We start from the raw sequence: 16050 nt of genomic DNA on the forward strand, positions 1-16050 counted from the left end.
CCTTATTCTTCGCCAGCAAAGCTGACAAAACGCGTGCCTTTATAGCTCAGCGTACCTTTATCGCCCACTGTCAGGGCGTGGTACTGCTGGGCATCTAGACGGAACGTCTGCTCCAGTCCACCGCTTTGCGGTTTGAAGCTTGCCTCATAGCGCACACTGGTGCCAGCCGGTGTCACTTCCTGCTGGCGCGAACGGCGATCGTTAATTGGTTTTTCCCGCTTGTTACTCACCACCACCAGTTTTTGCTGGAGCGGTGCCATATCATTATCAACTTTTTCCCGCCGCTGCTGCATAAAGCGAAACGATGCAGCGACAACAATTAAGCCAATGATAACAATAAAGAAAAGAGGTGGTTTACTCATCTTTGTACCTTATCGGAAAATGCGGAAATAAGCATACCCTGCCCGTTATGGTGTTGTCATCTGTCCGCCCTCGCCACTAAACTGAATAGCAAGACTGTAGGCATTCCGCTTACTAAATAATAACGAATTCAAGGAACTAAGATGCTTTGGTCGTTTATCGCTGTCTGTCTTTCCGCATGGCTATCTGTGGATGCCTCCTATCGTGGTTCAACCTGGCAACGCTGGGTGTTTAAACCGTTAACTCTTCTTCTCCTGCTATTACTGGCGTGGCAAGCGCCGATGTTCGACGCCATTAGCTATCTGGTGCTGGCGGGGCTATGTGCGTCGCTGCTGGGCGATGCGCTAACGCTATTGCCACGTCAGCGTCTGATGTACGCCATTGGCGCATTTTTCCTCTCGCACCTGCTGTACACCATCTATTTTGCCAGCCAGATGACGCTCTCTTTCTTCTGGCCATTGCCGCTGGTGCTGCTGGTACTGGGCGCGCTGTTGCTGGCCATTATCTGGACACGCCTGGAAGAGTTACGTTGGCCCATTTGTACCTTTGTCGGTATGACGCTGGTGATGGTGTGGCTGGCAGGCGAACTGTGGTTCTTCCGCCCGACCGCTCCGGCGCTCTCTGCGTTTGTCGGCGCTTCGTTACTGTTTATCAGTAACTTTGTCTGGCTGGGTAGTCACTATCGCCGACGCTTCCGGGCCGATAACGCGATTGCTGCTGCCTGCTACTTTGCCGGTCACTTCCTCATCGTCCGCTCGCTGTATCTCTGATAAAACTTGACTCTGGAGTCGACTCCAGAGTGTATCCTTCGGTTAATGAGAAAAAACTTAACCGGAGGATGCCATGTCGACTCCTGACAATCTCGGCAAGAAAGCCCCTCAATTTGCTGCGTTCAAACCGCTAACACCAGTAAAGAACGCTAACGACTGTTGCTGCGACGGCGCATGTTCCAGTACGCCAACACTCTCCGAAAACGTCTCCGGCAACCGCTATAGCTGGAAAGTCAGCGGTATGGACTGTGCCGCCTGTGCGCGCAAGGTAGAAAATGCCGTGCGCCAGCTTGCAGGCGTGAATCAGGTGCAGGTGTTGTTCGCCACCGAGAAGCTGGTGGTTGATGCCGACAATGACATCCGTGCACAAGTTGAATCTGCGGTGCAAAAAGCAGGCTATTCCCTGCGCGATGAACAGGCCGCCGACGAACCGCAAGCATCGCGCCTGAAAGAGAATCTGCCGCTGATTACGCTTATCGTGATGATGGCAATCAGTTGGGGACTGGAGCAGTTCAATCATCCGTTTGGTCAACTGGCGTTTATCGCGACCACGCTGGTTGGGCTGTACCCAATTGCTCGTCAGGCATTACGGCTGATCAAATCCGGCAGTTACTTTGCTATTGAAACGTTAATGAGCGTAGCCGCCATTGGTGCGCTGTTTATTGGCGCAACGGCTGAAGCTGCGATGGTGTTGCTGCTGTTTTTGATTGGCGAACGACTGGAAGGCTGGGCCGCCAGCCGCGCACGTCAGGGCGTTAGCGCGTTAATGGCGTTGAAACCAGAAACCGCCACGCGCCTGCGTAACGGTGAGCGGGAAGAGGTGGCGATCAATAGCCTGCGCCCTGGCGATGTGATTGAAGTTGCGGCAGGTGGGCGTTTGCCTGCCGACGGTAAACTGCTCTCACCGTTTGCCAGTTTTGATGAAAGCGCCCTGACCGGCGAATCCATTCCTGTGGAGCGCGCGACGGGCGATAAAGTTCCTGCAGGCGCCACCAGCGTAGACCGTCTGGTAACGCTGGAAGTGCTGTCAGAACCGGGTGCCAGCGCCATTGACCGGATTCTGAAACTGATCGAAGAAGCCGAAGAGCGCCGCGCGCCCATTGAGCGGTTTATCGACCGTTTCAGCCGTATCTATACGCCCGCGATTATGGCCGTCGCTCTGCTGGTGACGCTGGTGCCACCGCTGCTGTTTGCCGCCAGCTGGCAGGAGTGGATTTATAAAGGGCTGACGCTGCTACTGATTGGTTGCCCGTGTGCGTTAGTTATCTCCACGCCCGCGGCGATTACCTCCGGGCTGGCGGCGGCGGCACGTCGTGGGGCATTGATTAAAGGTGGCGCGGCACTGGAACAGCTAGGTCGCGTTACCCAGGTGGCGTTTGATAAAACCGGAACGCTGACCGTCGGGAAACCACGCGTTACCGCCATCCATCCGGCAACAGGTATTAGCGAATCTGAACTGCTGACACTGGCGGCGGCGGTCGAGCAAGGCGCAACGCATCCACTGGCGCAAGCCATAGTTCGTGAAGCGCAGGTCGCTGCACTCGCTATTCCCGCCGCCGAGTCACAGCGGGCGCTGGTCGGGTCCGGCATTGAAGCGCAGGTTAACGGTGAGCGCGTATTGATTTGCGCTGCCGGAAAACATCCTGCTGATGCATTCGCCGGTTTGATTAATGAACTGGAAAGCGCCGGGCAAACGGTAGTGCTGGTGGTACGTAACGATGACGTGCTGGGTGTCATTGCATTGCAGGACACCCTGCGCGCCGATGCCGCAACTGCTATCAATGAACTGAACGCGCTGGGCGTCAAAGGGGTAATCCTCACTGGCGATAATCCACGCGCAGCGGCGGCAATTGCCGGGGAACTGGGGCTGGAGTTTAAAGCGGGCCTCTTGCCGGAAGATAAAGTCAAAGCGGTGACCGAGCTGAATCAACATGCGCCGCTGGCGATGGTCGGCGACGGTATTAACGACGCGCCAGCGATGAAAGCCGCCGCCATCGGAATTGCAATGGGCAGTGGCACAGACGTGGCGCTGGAAACCGCAGATGCGGCATTAACCCATAACCACCTGCGCGGCCTGGTGCAAATGATTGAACTGGCGCGCGCCACTCACGCCAATATCCGCCAGAACATCACCATTGCGCTGGGGCTGAAAGGCGTTTTCCTCATCACTACGCTATTAGGGATGACCGGGTTGTGGCTGGCAGTGCTGGCAGATACGGGGGCGACGGTGCTGGTGACGGCGAATGCGTTAAGGTTGTTGCGCAGGAGATAAAGGTGTTGCCTGATAGCCTCTGGCTATCAGGCTTAGTGCTGAGGCGGGAACGGCGGCATGGTCAGAATAGCGTAATATAGCGCTAACATCAGAATGACTGAGATAACACAGCATGCAGCAACCAGGCGGGATGCTAATGATGGCCTTTTGAACATCAACCACAGGGCATAAGCAAGCCCAACACCGTTAAGTAAAGGTAAAAAAATCATTAGCCAGAGCCAACCCCAGGCAAGTACCCCCAGCCATCCCCCCACGACGATAAAAACAGGGATCAGCCAATTGGGAGTGAAGATCGCCAGCAATCCCAGCAATGCCAGACAAACTGGAATTAAATAATCCATTTTTGTATTCCATTACGCTTGCGTGCCGGATGCGGCGTGAACGCCTTATCCGGCCTACATAAGGCATCGAACTCGTAGGCATGATAAGACGCGACAGCGTCGCATCAGGCATTGCGCACCGTATCGCCAGATGCAGCTTGAACGTTTTATCCGTCCTACAAACCCGTTGCAAACCGCAAAATTGAGCGCGATCGGTCCGCTAGCCTGCTCCACCTTAACCCGATTTGCGAATCAAATAACGATAAGGCAGTCCATCCGTCTCTTTAGCAACCAGTTCGTGTTCCATAAAGGTACAAAACCCAGGAATATCTCGGGTCGTCGCCGGATCGTCGGCGATAATCAGTAACGTTTCGCCAGGCTGCATATTGCGCACGGTTTTGCGCACCATCATCACCGGTTCCGGGCAGCGCAGGCCAAGCGCGTCGAGTGTGTGGTCAGGGCTGGAAAAGAGATCGGTCATTTTCTTCTCATCACATAAAAAAACGGCGCTAGTTTACGCTCTGTATGTCCGTTAGCAAACCAGGTTAACGATTGCGTGAAAATTAGCCATTGCATTGTCAACGTAAAGCAGTATCATGCGGCGGCTCGAAAAAAGGGTAAGAACGTTATTTAATCAAGGTAAAATAGCGTGTCGTACGTATTGGGTTCCCTCACCCCAATGGTTAATCAAAAAGGTACAATATGAACGTTTCCTCACAAACTCAACGCTATAAGGCGTTGTTCTGGTTATCGTTATTTCATCTGCTGGTGATCACCTCCAGTAACTATCTGGTTCAGCTTCCGGTCTCCATTTTTGGTTTTCACACCACCTGGGGTGCGTTTAGCTTTCCGTTTATCTTTCTCGCTACCGACCTGACCGTGCGTATTTTTGGCGCACCGCTGGCCCGTCGTATCATCTTTGCAGTGATGATCCCGGCGTTATTGATCTCCTATGTCATCTCGTCGCTGTTCTATATGGGTTCATGGCAGGGATTCGGCGCTCTCGCCCACTTCAACCTGTTTGTCGCCCGTATCGCTGCCGCCAGTTTTATGGCCTACGCACTGGGGCAGATCCTCGACGTGCATGTATTTAACCGCCTGCGCCAGAATCGCCGCTGGTGGCTGGCACCGACGGCGTCCACACTGTTCGGTAACGTCAGTGACACACTGGCCTTCTTCTTCATTGCTTTCTGGCGTAGTCCGGATGCCTTTATGGCCGAACACTGGATGGAAATCGCGCTGGTTGATTACTGTTTCAAAGTGTTAATCAGCATCGTTTTTTTCCTGCCAATGTATGGCGTATTACTCAATATGCTATTGAAAAGACTGGCAGATAAATCCGAAATCAACGCTTTGCAGGCCAGTTAAAGGTTCGTTATCAGACTTGTGATAAGATGGATGAATGAGCCGTTATGGCCGTTTATCGAAAGGAAGATGTCAATGCGCAATCTGGTTAAATATGTCGGAATTGGCCTGCTGGTTATGGGGCTTGCGGCCTGTGATGATAAAGACACTAACGCTACAGCGGAAGGTACAGTCGCGGAAAGTAACGCTACCGCGAATCCCGTCAACCTGCTTGATGGCAAGTTAAGCTTCTCGCTGCCAGCGGATATGACCGACCAGAGCGGTAAGCTGGGAACACAGGCCAATAACATGCACGTCTGGTCCGACGCCACCGGGCAGAAAGCGGTGATTGTTATTATGGGCGATGATCCGAAAGAAGACCTGGCTGTGCTGGCGAAGCGTCTGGAAGATCAGCAACGTAGCCGCGATCCACAGCTGCAAGTGGTGACCAACAAAGCCATTGAGCTGAAAGGTCACAAAATGCAGCAGTTAGACAGCGTTATCTCTGCTAAAGGCCAGACGGCGTACTCTTCCGTCATTCTGGGTAACGTAGGCAACCAACTGCTGACCATGCAAATCACACTGCCTGCTGACGATCAGCAAAAAGCGCAGACTACCGCAGAAAACATCATTAACACGCTGGTTATTCAGTAAGTTTTAAGATGACGAAACGGCCTCAGGTGCTTCCACCGGAGGCCGTTTTTTTAATCGCCACGTCAGCAATAACGCGATTGCGACCAGCCCCGCCGCCGCCAGATAAATCACCGGTACGCCCGCCCAACTCATCACCAGCCCTGCCAGTGGTCCGGTCACGCCAAGCGATAAATCCATAAATACGGTGTAGGTTGCCAGCGCCGCCCCCTGATTCCGCTGCGGCACCGCTTTGACCGCCACTACGCCCAATGCCGGGAACACCAGCGAAAAGCCCGCTCCCGCCAGTAAGACGCCGATTTTCGCCATCCACGGCATAGTCGCCACGCCAACCAGCAGCAGGCCGATTATCTCAACGCTAAAGCAGAGCATCGCCACGTTTAAGCCACCAATGCGGTTTATGCCGTTAGGGAATAACAATCGCGTTCCAACAAACGCACAGCTAAACAACGTCAGCGCGAAGGCCGCACCGTCCCAGCCTTTAGCGTCATAAAACAGCGTGATAAAAGTGGCGATAACGCCAAACCCAGCGGAAGCCAACGCCAGCGCCATACCGTACAGCCAGACGCGCCCAAGCACCGCGCGAAACGGCAAAGGTTTGCCTTTACTGGCTTTCACCGTCGGACGCGGTATTGCCAACAAAATAGCCACCAGCGCCACGCCCATAATGATTAATGCTAACGCCTGCAAACCGCCCCAGTGATAAAACACCACACCTAACGGCGCGCCCATCGCCATCGCCCCGTAAGTGACAATACCATTCCACGAAATCACTCGCCCGATATGCAGCGAACCGACCACGCCAACGCCCCACAGTGTCGACCCCGTTCCGGCAAAACTTTGCCCAATACCAAGAATCACGCGCCCCAGGCAAAGTAATAACAGACTGATAATTGGCAGACTGGCGGTTAACCCTGCCACCAGATAACCCAGCCCGCTCAAAAAGCAGCCGCACAAACCGAAGACGACAATCTTTTTTGGCCCCAGCAAATCAGCATAACGCCCGGCATGAGGACGACTCAGCAACGTGGCGAAATATTGCAGGCTGATAACCAACCCCGCCCAGAAGGCGCTAAAGCCCATCACATCATGGACATAGCCCGGTAGCACGGCGAGCGGTAACCCAATGGTCAGATAGCTGGCGAAGTTAAACATGACAATGGAGACAATGCGCAAATTCAGACGCATTCCGTTAAGCGCCGGTTCGGCAACAGGTACGGGCATGAGAAGCACCACATTTTTACAACAGTGTTTCATTTTTACCACGTGGTGGCGTGTAAATCAGCAAGAAGAATCAGAATATTGCTGGCGTGACTCCCGCTACACTTAATACAAAAAGTCATAAGGAAGCCCCAATGGAAACATCTCAACCCGATAAAACGGGCATGCACATTCTACTCAAGCTGGCTTCACTGGTAGTAATCCTCGCAGGTATTCACGCAGCGGCAGATATCATTGTGCAATTGTTACTGGCGCTGTTTTTCGCCATCGTCCTCAATCCACTGGTGACCTGGTTTATTCGTCGCGGAGTTCAGCGTCCCGTTGCCATTACGATTGTGGTCGTAGTGATGTTGATTGCGCTTACTGCGCTGGTCGGTGTGCTGGCGGCATCGTTTAACGAATTCATCTCTATGCTGCCGAAGTTTAATAAGGAGCTGACGCGCAAGCTTTTTAAATTGCAGGAGATGCTGCCTTTTCTTAATTTGCATATGTCGCCGGAACGAATGTTGCAGCGGATGGATTCAGAAAAAGTGGTTACCTTCACCACCGCTTTAATGACCGGGCTTTCCGGGGCCATGGCGAGCGTACTTCTGCTGGTGATGACCGTTGTTTTTATGCTGTTTGAAGTACGCCACGTCCCTTACAAAATGCGCTTTGCGTTGAATAACCCACAGATTCACATCGCCGGATTACACCGCGCATTAAAAGGCGTTTCGCATTATCTGGCATTAAAAACGCTGCTAAGTTTATGGACGGGCGTTATCGTCTGGCTGGGGCTGGCGCTGATGGGCGTGCAGTTTGCGCTGATGTGGGCGGTACTGGCTTTTTTACTCAACTACGTCCCCAATATCGGCGCGGTAATTTCCGCCGTACCGCCAATGATTCAGGTGCTGCTGTTTAATGGTGTTTACGAATGTATTCTGGTCGGCGCATTGTTTTTAGTTGTCCATATGGTCATCGGCAATATTTTAGAACCACGGATGATGGGCCATCGCCTGGGGATGTCCACCATGGTGGTATTTCTTTCGTTGTTGGTTTGGGGATGGCTGCTCGGTCCGGTAGGGATGCTACTTTCGGTGCCATTAACCAGCGTCTGTAAAATCTGGATGGAAACCACGAAAGGCGGTAGCAAACTGGCGATTTTACTGGGGCCAGGCAGACCGAAAAGTCGGTTACCGGGGTAATAGCGCACCCTGATCAGACAATGGCCACCGTTTATCTAACGGTGGCCATTTGATTCGAGAAAATGATGCAATATTATTCAGAAAATTAATTTCTAAAAACCACTCCTTAAGTCAAATATATATAAACACCGAATAATCATTAAATTCCCATCCCAGAGAACGCACTGATTATATTGTGTTATTTTTATTGCCTCATTTTTCTCACTCACTTATAGTTGGTCCCCGCTGGCAGTAATTTAGTCATCTCAAAATGATTTGTTCTGATGTGCACTTACTGACTTATCTCATAAGTAAATTTTTCGCTAAATAAAGAATAGTGATACCAGCAATTACAGTTAAATCCTGCTTTACTCGTAAAAACAATACTTTAATGGGGCTTTAATGAAACACTACATGAAATGGTTTGCTGCTATTGCTGTTGTCGGCGCTTTAGCGGGTTGTGCGCGTACTGCACCAATTGATCAAGTCCACTCAACCGTCAGCGCCGGTCATACCCAGGATCAAGTTAAAAAAGCGATTCTGAAAGCTGGCGTTGAACGCAAATGGATTATGTCCGAAGCCGGACAAGGTGTAATTAAAGCACGTCAACAATCACGCGATCATTCAGCAGAAATTCGCATTAACTACACGGCATCCAGCTACGATATCAATTATGAAAATAGTCAGAACCTGCAAGCATCAGGCGGACAAATTCATAAAAACTATAATCGCTGGGTCCGCAATCTCGACAAAGATATTCAACTGAATTTGTCGGCTGGCGCAGATTTGTAATTTCCCCTAAAGTCGGGCCGCTTCGGTCCGATAATAATTTAATTCCCTCTTAACAGGTTGTGCCCAACATGTACGAACAGGATTCTCTTAGCGCACTGGATGCGATTACCGAAGCTCAACGCATTGCCTTTGCCCCCATGCTTTTTCAAACAGCTCTCTGCCTGCGTAATGCGGGTGTACTTTCTTATCTGGATCGGCAAGGCAAAGATGGCGCAACGCTGGCTGATATCACCGAAAATAGTCATATCAACGAATATGCTGCCAGCGTTCTGTTAGATATGGGCTTAAGCGGGCGAATTATTACCTGCAAAGAGGGAATTTATTACCTGGCGAAAATCGGTCATTACCTCCTGCATGACACCATGACGCGCGTGAATATGGATTTCACCCAGGATGTCTGTTATCAGGGGCTATTCTTCCTCGCCGATTCACTCAATGAAGGCAAACCTTCCGGGTTAAAAGTATTTGGCGACTGGCCGACGATATATCCGGCACTTTCACAATTACCTGACGCCGCCCGTGAAAGCTGGTTCGCGTTTGATCATTACTATTCAGATGGCGCATTTAACGCCGCACTGCCTTATGTATTCGCCAACAACCCCACAACCTTGTACGATGTAGGCGGCAATACCGGTAAGTGGGCTTTGCGCTGCTGTAAATACAACGAAAACATCACCGTTACGTTATTAGATCTGCCACAACAAATCGTGCTCGCCAAAGAAAATATCGCGAATGCAGGCTTTTCTGATCGTATAGATTTCCATGCTGTGGATATGCTAAGCGATGCGCCGTTACCGGGCGAGGCTGATATCTGGTGGATGAGTCAATTTTTAGACTGTTTTTCACCCGAACAAATAATTAGCATACTCAGCAAAGTTGCCAGCGTAATGAAGCCCGGCGCAAAACTTTGCATTATGGAGTTGTTCTGGGATGCGCAGCGGTTTGAAGCGGCATCGTTTAGCCTGAATGCCTCCTCACTTTATTTCACCTGCATGGCAAACGGTAACAGTCGTTTCTATAGCGCAGAGAAATTTTACGACTATCTGAATAAAGCAGGATTTCAGGTAGCAGAGCGCCACGATAATTTAGGCGTTGGGCATACATTATTGATATGCCAAAAGAAATAATCGTCACTTAATAATTTTGGTTTACCGCGGGCGCGCGTTGATGAAATTTACATTAAATATTACCGACTGGAAGGCACTGGCGCCTGGACTTAGCGAAGTCCAGCAATGGCAAGCATGGTCGCGCCAGCCTTGGGCGGTTGACCCTGCGGCACCGTTGGCAAAATTATGCGAATTGCCAATGATGACCGCCCGCCGTCTCAGTTCTGGCAGTAAACTGGCCGTGGAGTGCGGTCTGGCAATGCTACGCCGCCATCAAATAGACGCCGTTTTGTATACCAGTCGTCATGGCGAACTGGAACGCAATTACCGCATTGTTCATGCACTGGCAACCGAACAGGCACTCTCTCCGACAGACTTCGCGCTCTCCGTACACAACTCTTCCGTGGGTAACCTGACCATTGCGGCCAAACAACCGATCGTTTCGTCATCGCTTTCGGCTGGTCGCGACAGTTTCCAGCAAGGTTTATGTGAAGTGCTTAGCCTGTTACAAGCGGGATACCAGCGCGTGTTGATGGTCGATTTTGATGGCTTTCTGCCTGAGTTCTATCACCCACAACTGCCAGCAGAAATGCCGACCTGGCCGTACGCCATCGCGCTGGTGATTGAAGCTGGCGATGACTGGCAATGTGAAACACAGCCAGCCATTGCGGGCAATGAAACATCACTGCCGCAAAGCATGTTGTTTTTACAGCACTATTTACAAAACGCTAATAAATTTTCACTGCATGGCGAGCGCGTGCAATGGCGCTGGAGCCGCAGATGCGTAAGCTGATGTCGCGCCTGGAGTGGGCATGGCGATTGGTTATGACCGGGTTGTGTTTTGCCCTGTTTGGCCTCGGCGGACTACTGCTCTCTGTGGTGTGGTTTAACGTATTGTTAGTTTTGGTGTGGGATACTTCCCGCCGCCGTCGTGTGGCGCGCCGCAGCATTGCCGCCAGTTTTCGTCTGTTTTTAACAGTCGCAAAAGGGCTTGGCGTGCTGGATTATCGGATTGATGGGGCTGAAATTTTACGTCAGGAACGCGGTTGCCTCGTCGTAGCCAATCATCCCACGCTGATCGATTACGTACTGCTGGCGTCAGTCATGCCAGAAACTGACTGCCTGGTGAAAAGCGCGCTGTTAAAAAATCCTTTTCTTGGCGGCGTCGTGCGGGCGGCAGATTATTTAATCAACAGCGAAGCTGAAACCCTCTTACCCCGTTGCCAACAGCGACTGGCACAGGGCGACACTATCTTGATTTTCCCCGAAGGCACGCGAACGAAGCCTGGTGAAAAAATGACGTTGCAGCGCGGGGCAGCGAATATTGCCGTGCGCTGTGCCAGCGATTTACGCATCGTGACGATCGGCTGTAGCGAGCATCTGCTGGATAAACAAAGTAAATGGTATGACGTTCCGCCTGCCAGGCCGTTTTTTACGGTTGAAGTCCGTGGGCGGGTAGAAATCAATAAATTTTACGATGCAACTTCACAAGAACCGGCGCTGGCAGCAAGGCGGTTAAACCGGCATCTTTTGCTTCAATTACAACAAGGTTGTTTACCTCTCTCAGGAATAAATAATGCAAGCGCTTTATCTGGAAATTAAAAATCTCATCATCAGCACCCTCAATCTGGACGAGTTGACTCCTGATGATATCGATACCGATGCGCCGCTGTTCGGCGACGGTTTAGGGCTGGATTCCATCGATGCCCTGGAACTGGGGCTGGCAGTGAAAAATGAATATGGCGTTGTACTTTCCGCGGAAAGTGAAGAGATGCGTCAGCACTTTTTCTCCGTCGCCACTCTGGCCTCTTTCATTGCTGCGCAACGCGCCTGAGGAAAGCCATCATGACAGAACAACAAACCGTCTATCAGGAAGTCTCAGCCCTGCTGGTCAAGCTGTTTGAAATCGATCCGCAGGACATCAAACCTGAAGCGCGCCTGTACGAAGATCTGGAACTGGACAGCATCGACGCCGTTGACATGATTGTGCACCTGCAAAAGAAAACCGGTAAGAAAATCAAGCCGGAAGAGTTTAAAGCAGTGCGTACAGTCCAGGATGTCGTAGAGGCCGTAGAACGCCTGCTACAAGAAGCCTGATCTGATGTCGGGCATTCGCTCGCTACCGATTATTAAGCTGCTGACCGGATTATTGCTGCTCGCCTGGCCGTTTGTGATTTGGCTTGGTTTGGCACATAACGGCCTGCATTGGCTGTTGCCGCTGATGGCGCTGCTGCTTTTGTTGCGCCTGCGCCAGACCCGTCGCCAGGCGGGGCCACTACAAGCCGTCACACAAATCGTCGCTGTCGTAGGCATCGCCTTGTGTGTCGCCAGCTTTCTGTTGAAAACGCACCAGCTACTGCTGTTTTACCCGGTAGTGGTTAATACGGTAATGCTGGCGGTTTTTGGCGGTTCGCTGTGGTCGGCAATGCCGATAGTTGAGCGGTTGGCGCGTTTGCAGAAGCCAGACCTTCCAGAAAAGGGCGTGCACTATACCCGCCACGTCACGCAAATCTGGTGCGGCTTTTTCATCATCAACGGCGGAATTGCCCTTTTTACCGCGCTGCATGGCGATATGTCGTTATGGACTGCCTGGAACGGCATGATTGCTTATTTGTTGATGGGAACATTAATGGCTGGTGAATGGCTGGTGCGCCGTCAGGTGATGAAAAGAGATCGCTCATGAAGCAGACCTTACCGCTTGCACGCTGGCTGACTGCGCCACGCCCTGATGACACGCCCATTGCGTGGCTGGACGAAAGCACCTGGACGCTGGGCGATTTGCGTCACGATGTCGCGCAACTTATCTGCCGTTTACAGCAACAGCCCGGGAAACGCTGGGCGCTATGCTTTGAGAACAGCTATCTGTTTATCGTTGCCCTGCTCGCCACGCTACACGCCGGAAAAACGCCGGTGCTTCCGGGGCATAACCGCGTCATCCAGCTTAATGAGCAACGTGAACTGTTCGATGGTGTGCTTAGCGACAGCGAACTTAACTGGCAAGGTTCATTGCTGTTGGTAGCAAGTTCCCCACAAGTCGCGCCACAATCATTCACCTTTGCTGCTATAGCGCCAGACGCTTATATCGAGCTATTTACCTCTGGTTCCACGGGACAGCCGAAGCGGGTGATTAAACCTGTTCATTTGCTGGACCGTGAAGCAGAACTGCTGGCTGAACGATTAGGCGCACGTCTGGCGGGTTGTCGGGTGGTCGGTTCCGTATTGCCGCAGCATTTGTATGGCCTGACTTTTCGCATTTTCCTGCCAATGGCGCTGGGAATACCCCTGCATGCCGCCATGCTCTGGTATGTCGAACAGTTTGCCGCGTTGAGTCACCAGCATCGCTATATCTTCATCAGCAGCCCGGCATTTTTGAAGCGTCTGGATGCTCAGCTATCCCCGCCGCCTGTTCAGGTGCTTCTCTCTGCTGGTGGTGAGCTACCGTGGCAGGACGTACAACACACCGCGAGCTGGCTGCGCGTCTGGCCTGATGAAATCTACGGCAGCACGGAAACCGGCGTCATCGCCTGGCGTTACCGCGAACAGGAGCAACGCCGCTGGCTGCCTTTCCCAGGTATGCAGTTCCAGGTCGAAGGTGATGTTTTTCGCCTCTTTTCACCGCTGATGGCGGATGATAACGGCCTGTTACTCGACGATATCTTGCAGTTTAGCGAAGACGGCCAGTTCCATCTGATGGGGCGTCGTGGGCGCATCGTTAAGATTGAAGAAAAACGTATTTCTCTGCAGGAAGTGGAACAGCGTCTGCTGGCGCTGGACGGTATTCGCGAGGTGGCGGCAGTTCCCGTTACGCGCGGCGGGCGTCAGTGCATTGGCGTTTTGCTGGTGCTGGATGACGAAGCTCATCTGCAATGGCAGAACGGTGGCGGGCATAGCCAGGAAATGACCTGGCGGCGATTACTGCGCCCGACGCTGGAGCCAGTTGCCATTCCGCGTTACTGGCGCGTTATTGATGAAATGCCAGTAAACAGTATGAACAAGCGTGTCTATGCGCAATTACAGGAGTTATTTCATGAAGCCCCATGAAATCGAGCGCCATCAGGCACAAGCGAATCACCTTGAGATTGTTTTGCATCTCAGGGCAGATCTGTTCTGGTTTCGCGGTCATTTTGCCGTGCAACCATTACTCCCTGGCGTGGCGCAAATCGACTGGGCGATGAGCTACGCGCTCACTCTGCTCGCGCCCGGCTGGCGTTTTCACTCCATTCAGAACATAAAATTTCAGTCTCCGTTGCAGCCGGAAAACCGCGTCACGCTCACGCTTAACTGGCAGGAAGATCGCCAGATTCTGAGCTTTAGCTATCAGCGTCACGACGGTGACGCCCGCCACACCGCCAGTAGCGGGAAGATCCGCCTATGTCGGTAAACTTTTCTCCCTGCGTGTTGATCCCCTGCTACAACCACGGCGCAATGATGCCGGGCGTGCTGGCGCGTCTTAAGCCATTTAATCTGCCCTGTATTGTGGTGGATGACGGCAGCGATGCCGCCACGCAACAGCAACTGGATAAGCTGGTTAGCGAACAGCCTGGCGTGACCTTAATTCGCCTGGCAGAAAACGCAGGTAAAGGCGCGGCGGTGATGCGCGGCTTACAGGCGGCGGCAGACGCAGGGTTCAGCCATGCGGTACAGGTGGATGCTGACGGCCAGCACGCGATTGAAGATATCCCCAAACTGCTGGCACTTGCCGAACAGCACCCTGCGGCGCTGATCTCCGGCCAGCCGATTTACGATGAATCCATCCCCCGCTCACGGCTGTACGGGCGCTGGGTCACCCACGTCTGGGTATGGATCGAAACGCTCTCCCTGCAACTGAAAGACAGCATGTGCGGCTTTCGCGTTTATCCGGTTGCGCCAACGCTGCAACTGGCAAAACACGCCACCATCGGCAAGCGGATGGATTTCGACACCGAAGTGATGGTGCGCCTCTACTGGCAGGGAAATACCAGTTATTTCGTGCCGACCCGCGTCACCTATCCGCTGGACGGGCTTTCGCATTTTGATGCCCTGAAAGATAACGTCCGCATCTCGCTCATGCACACGCGTCTGTTTTTCGGCATGTTGCCGCGTATTCCTTCGCTGTTAATGCGCCGCTCTTCCAGCCACTGGGCGCGGCAGAGTGAAGTGAAAGGATTATGGGGAATGCGCCTGATGCTGCTGGTCTGGCGTCTGCTGGGAAGAACGGCGTTTAGCGCGCTGCTTTACCCGGTAGTGGGCGTCTACTGGCTCACCGCCTCCCGTGCGCGTAAAGCATCGCAAGACTGGCTCGCCCGTGTGCGCCAGCATCAACCACAGGCAGCAAAACTCAACAGCTACCAGCACTTTTTACGTTTCGGCAACGCCATGCTCGACAAAATCGCCAGTTGGCGCGGCGAGCTGCAACTGGGGCGCGATGTGCTGTTTGCGCCAGGCGCAGAAGCGGCGCTTGACGTCCGCGATCCGCGCGGCAAATTGCTGCTGGCCTCGCATCTTGGCGATGTAGAAGTGTGCCGGGCGCTGGCAAAAATTCAGGGCTACAAAACCATTAACGCGCTGGTGTTTAGTGAAAACGCCCAACGCTTTAAACAGATAATGCAGGAGATGGCCCCGCAGGCTGGCATCAACCTGCTCCCGGTAACAGATATCGGCCCGGAAACCGCCATCCTGCTGAAAGAGAAGCTGGATAACGGCGAATGGGTGGCGATTGTCGGTGACCGCATCGCCGTCAACCCGCAACGCGGCGGCGACTGGCGCGTCTGCTGGAGTCCGTTTATGGGCCAGCCTGCGCCCTTTCCACAGGGGCCGTTTATTCTCGCCTCTATTTTGCGCTGCCCGGTGAATCTGATTTTCGCCCTACGCCAGCACGGCAAGCTGCATATTCACTGCGAAACCTTTGCCGACCCACTGCAGCTGCCGCGTGGCGAACGCCAGCAGGCGCTGCAAAACGCTATCGACCACTACGCCGCGCGTCTGGAACATTACGCGCTCCAGTCGCCCCTCGACTGGTTTAATTTTTTCGATTTCTGGCAACTGCCGGAAATTCAGGACAAGGAGTAAAGG

19 protein-coding genes are annotated in these 16050 nt (G+C 52.9%); 15 read left to right on the forward strand and 4 right to left on the reverse strand.

Translation table 11 applies throughout. The features are described 5' to 3' along the window. Positions 1–2 precede the first annotated feature (2 nt). Positions 3–362: a DUF2500 domain-containing protein gene (locus FEK50_RS14445; protein ID WP_130209088.1), complete on the reverse strand. Its 360-nt coding sequence runs from the start codon at positions 360–362 to the stop codon at positions 3–5. Between the two features lie 141 nt (positions 363–503). Between FEK50_RS14445 and FEK50_RS14450 the strand changes: the two genes are divergently transcribed. Together FEK50_RS14450 and zntA are read left to right on the forward strand one after the other, a co-directional pair. Continuing rightward, a complete protein-coding gene (locus FEK50_RS14450; RefSeq protein ID WP_064527705.1) occupies positions 504–1130 on the forward strand; it encodes a lysoplasmalogenase in 627 nt (208 codons plus the stop codon). Between the two features lie 73 nt (positions 1131–1203). Then, positions 1204–3402 carry a Zn(II)/Cd(II)/Pb(II) translocating P-type ATPase ZntA gene (gene zntA / locus FEK50_RS14455; protein ID WP_131161862.1) on the forward strand — a complete coding sequence of 733 codons (2199 nt, stop codon included), beginning with the start codon at positions 1204–1206 and terminating at the stop codon, positions 3400–3402. A gap of 32 nt (positions 3403–3434) precedes the next feature. On the opposite strand, the gene FEK50_RS14460 is transcribed toward zntA, so the two are convergent. Continuing rightward, positions 3435–3743 (reverse strand): hypothetical protein, encoded by a 309-nt coding sequence (locus FEK50_RS14460; RefSeq protein ID WP_131161863.1) that lies wholly within the window; start codon positions 3741–3743, stop codon positions 3435–3437. Positions 3744–3957: 214 nt separating this feature from the next. Further along, positions 3958–4203: a sulfurtransferase TusA gene (gene tusA / locus FEK50_RS14465; protein ID WP_000130623.1), complete on the reverse strand. Its 246-nt coding sequence runs from the start codon at positions 4201–4203 to the stop codon at positions 3958–3960. Positions 4204–4424: 221 nt separating this feature from the next. Here tusA and FEK50_RS14470 point away from each other — a divergent pair, with 221 nt between their 5' ends. Together FEK50_RS14470 and dcrB are read left to right on the forward strand one after the other, a co-directional pair. Next, positions 4425–5090, forward strand: coding sequence for a 7-cyano-7-deazaguanine/7-aminomethyl-7-deazaguanine transporter (locus FEK50_RS14470; protein WP_130209094.1), 666 nt, complete (start codon positions 4425–4427; stop codon positions 5088–5090). A gap of 72 nt (positions 5091–5162) precedes the next feature. Continuing rightward, complete coding sequence (gene dcrB, locus FEK50_RS14475; protein ID WP_130209096.1) at positions 5163–5720, forward strand: phage sensitivity protein DcrB; 558 nt, start codon at positions 5163–5165, stop codon at positions 5718–5720. 3 nt (positions 5721–5723) lie between these two features. Here dcrB and FEK50_RS14480 read toward each other — a convergent pair whose 3' ends face one another. Continuing rightward, positions 5724–6974 (reverse strand): MFS transporter, encoded by a 1251-nt coding sequence (locus FEK50_RS14480; protein ID WP_131161864.1) that lies wholly within the window; start codon positions 6972–6974, stop codon positions 5724–5726. A gap of 98 nt (positions 6975–7072) precedes the next feature. Between FEK50_RS14480 and FEK50_RS14485 the strand changes: the two genes are divergently transcribed. From FEK50_RS14485 to FEK50_RS14535, 11 genes are all read left to right on the forward strand, one after another. After that, positions 7073–8122, forward strand: a complete 1050-nt coding sequence (locus FEK50_RS14485) for an AI-2E family transporter (RefSeq protein WP_130209100.1) — start codon at positions 7073–7075, stop codon at positions 8120–8122. Positions 8123–8515: 393 nt separating this feature from the next. Then, positions 8516–8893, forward strand: a complete 378-nt coding sequence (locus tag FEK50_RS14490) for a hypothetical protein (protein WP_130209208.1) — start codon at positions 8516–8518, stop codon at positions 8891–8893. A 68-nt stretch (positions 8894–8961) separates the two neighbouring features. Beyond that, positions 8962–10020, forward strand: coding sequence for a methyltransferase (locus tag FEK50_RS14495; RefSeq protein ID WP_131161865.1), 1059 nt, complete (start codon positions 8962–8964; stop codon positions 10018–10020). A 40-nt stretch (positions 10021–10060) separates the two neighbouring features. Beyond that, on the forward strand, positions 10061–10792 hold the full coding sequence (locus FEK50_RS14500) for a beta-ketoacyl synthase chain length factor (protein ID WP_131161866.1): 732 nt from the start codon (positions 10061–10063) through the stop codon (positions 10790–10792). Next, positions 10780–11601 carry a lysophospholipid acyltransferase family protein gene (locus FEK50_RS14505; RefSeq protein WP_131161867.1) on the forward strand — a complete coding sequence of 274 codons (822 nt, stop codon included), beginning with the start codon at positions 10780–10782 and terminating at the stop codon, positions 11599–11601. The genes FEK50_RS14500 and FEK50_RS14505 overlap by 13 nt, the downstream gene beginning before the upstream one ends. Continuing rightward, complete coding sequence (locus tag FEK50_RS14510) at positions 11576–11833, forward strand: phosphopantetheine-binding protein (RefSeq protein WP_047643688.1); 258 nt, start codon at positions 11576–11578, stop codon at positions 11831–11833. Before FEK50_RS14505 ends, FEK50_RS14510 begins: the two co-directional genes overlap by 26 nt. 11 nt (positions 11834–11844) lie before the next feature. Then, the gene (locus FEK50_RS14515; RefSeq protein WP_000139646.1) at positions 11845–12096 is read left to right on the forward strand and encodes an acyl carrier protein; all 252 of its coding nucleotides are present in this window, start codon (positions 11845–11847) and stop codon (positions 12094–12096) included. A gap of 4 nt (positions 12097–12100) precedes the next feature. Then, positions 12101–12682: a hypothetical protein gene (locus tag FEK50_RS14520; RefSeq protein ID WP_131161868.1), complete on the forward strand. Its 582-nt coding sequence runs from the start codon at positions 12101–12103 to the stop codon at positions 12680–12682. Then, positions 12679–14040, forward strand: coding sequence for an acyl-CoA synthetase (locus FEK50_RS14525; protein WP_131161869.1), 1362 nt, complete (start codon positions 12679–12681; stop codon positions 14038–14040). Before FEK50_RS14520 ends, FEK50_RS14525 begins: the two co-directional genes overlap by 4 nt. Continuing rightward, on the forward strand, positions 14027–14380 hold the full coding sequence (locus FEK50_RS14530) for a 3-hydroxyacyl-ACP dehydratase FabZ family protein (protein ID WP_131161870.1): 354 nt from the start codon (positions 14027–14029) through the stop codon (positions 14378–14380). The genes FEK50_RS14525 and FEK50_RS14530 overlap by 14 nt, the downstream gene beginning before the upstream one ends. Continuing rightward, entirely contained in the window at positions 14371–16047 is a 1677-nt protein-coding gene (locus tag FEK50_RS14535; RefSeq protein ID WP_131161871.1) for a glycosyltransferase, read from the forward strand. Before FEK50_RS14530 ends, FEK50_RS14535 begins: the two co-directional genes overlap by 10 nt. The last annotated feature ends 3 nt before the right edge of the window (positions 16048–16050 follow it).

Origin of the sequence: Escherichia sp. E2586 (genome assembly GCF_005781105.1) — a bacterium.
In the GTDB taxonomy this organism is placed as follows: Bacteria; Pseudomonadota; Gammaproteobacteria; order Enterobacterales; family Enterobacteriaceae; genus Escherichia.

Excerpts from the sequence above, each read along its gene's own strand:
- FEK50_RS14445 (WP_130209088.1), bottom strand. The coding sequence starts at position 362 with ATGAGTAAACCACCTCTTTTCTTTATTGTTATCATTGGCTTAATTGTT.
- FEK50_RS14450 (WP_064527705.1), top strand. The coding sequence starts at position 504 with ATGCTTTGGTCGTTTATCGCTGTCTGTCTTTCCGCATGGCTATCTGTG.
- zntA (WP_131161862.1), top strand. The coding sequence starts at position 1,204 with ATGTCGACTCCTGACAATCTCGGCAAGAAAGCCCCTCAATTTGCTGCG.
- FEK50_RS14460 (WP_131161863.1), bottom strand. The coding sequence starts at position 3,743 with ATGGATTATTTAATTCCAGTTTGTCTGGCATTGCTGGGATTGCTGGCG.
- tusA (WP_000130623.1), bottom strand. The coding sequence starts at position 4,203 with ATGACCGATCTCTTTTCCAGCCCTGACCACACACTCGACGCGCTTGGC.
- FEK50_RS14470 (WP_130209094.1), top strand. The coding sequence starts at position 4,425 with ATGAACGTTTCCTCACAAACTCAACGCTATAAGGCGTTGTTCTGGTTA.
- dcrB (WP_130209096.1), top strand. The coding sequence starts at position 5,163 with ATGCGCAATCTGGTTAAATATGTCGGAATTGGCCTGCTGGTTATGGGG.
- FEK50_RS14480 (WP_131161864.1), bottom strand. The coding sequence starts at position 6,974 with ATGAAACACTGTTGTAAAAATGTGGTGCTTCTCATGCCCGTACCTGTT.
- FEK50_RS14485 (WP_130209100.1), top strand. The coding sequence starts at position 7,073 with ATGGAAACATCTCAACCCGATAAAACGGGCATGCACATTCTACTCAAG.
- FEK50_RS14490 (WP_130209208.1), top strand. The coding sequence starts at position 8,516 with ATGAAATGGTTTGCTGCTATTGCTGTTGTCGGCGCTTTAGCGGGTTGT.
- FEK50_RS14495 (WP_131161865.1), top strand. The coding sequence starts at position 8,962 with ATGTACGAACAGGATTCTCTTAGCGCACTGGATGCGATTACCGAAGCT.
- FEK50_RS14500 (WP_131161866.1), top strand. The coding sequence starts at position 10,061 with ATGAAATTTACATTAAATATTACCGACTGGAAGGCACTGGCGCCTGGA.
- FEK50_RS14505 (WP_131161867.1), top strand. The coding sequence starts at position 10,780 with ATGCGTAAGCTGATGTCGCGCCTGGAGTGGGCATGGCGATTGGTTATG.
- FEK50_RS14510 (WP_047643688.1), top strand. The coding sequence starts at position 11,576 with ATGCAAGCGCTTTATCTGGAAATTAAAAATCTCATCATCAGCACCCTC.
- FEK50_RS14515 (WP_000139646.1), top strand. The coding sequence starts at position 11,845 with ATGACAGAACAACAAACCGTCTATCAGGAAGTCTCAGCCCTGCTGGTC.
- FEK50_RS14520 (WP_131161868.1), top strand. The coding sequence starts at position 12,101 with ATGTCGGGCATTCGCTCGCTACCGATTATTAAGCTGCTGACCGGATTA.
- FEK50_RS14525 (WP_131161869.1), top strand. The coding sequence starts at position 12,679 with ATGAAGCAGACCTTACCGCTTGCACGCTGGCTGACTGCGCCACGCCCT.
- FEK50_RS14530 (WP_131161870.1), top strand. The coding sequence starts at position 14,027 with ATGAAGCCCCATGAAATCGAGCGCCATCAGGCACAAGCGAATCACCTT.
- FEK50_RS14535 (WP_131161871.1), top strand. The coding sequence starts at position 14,371 with ATGTCGGTAAACTTTTCTCCCTGCGTGTTGATCCCCTGCTACAACCAC.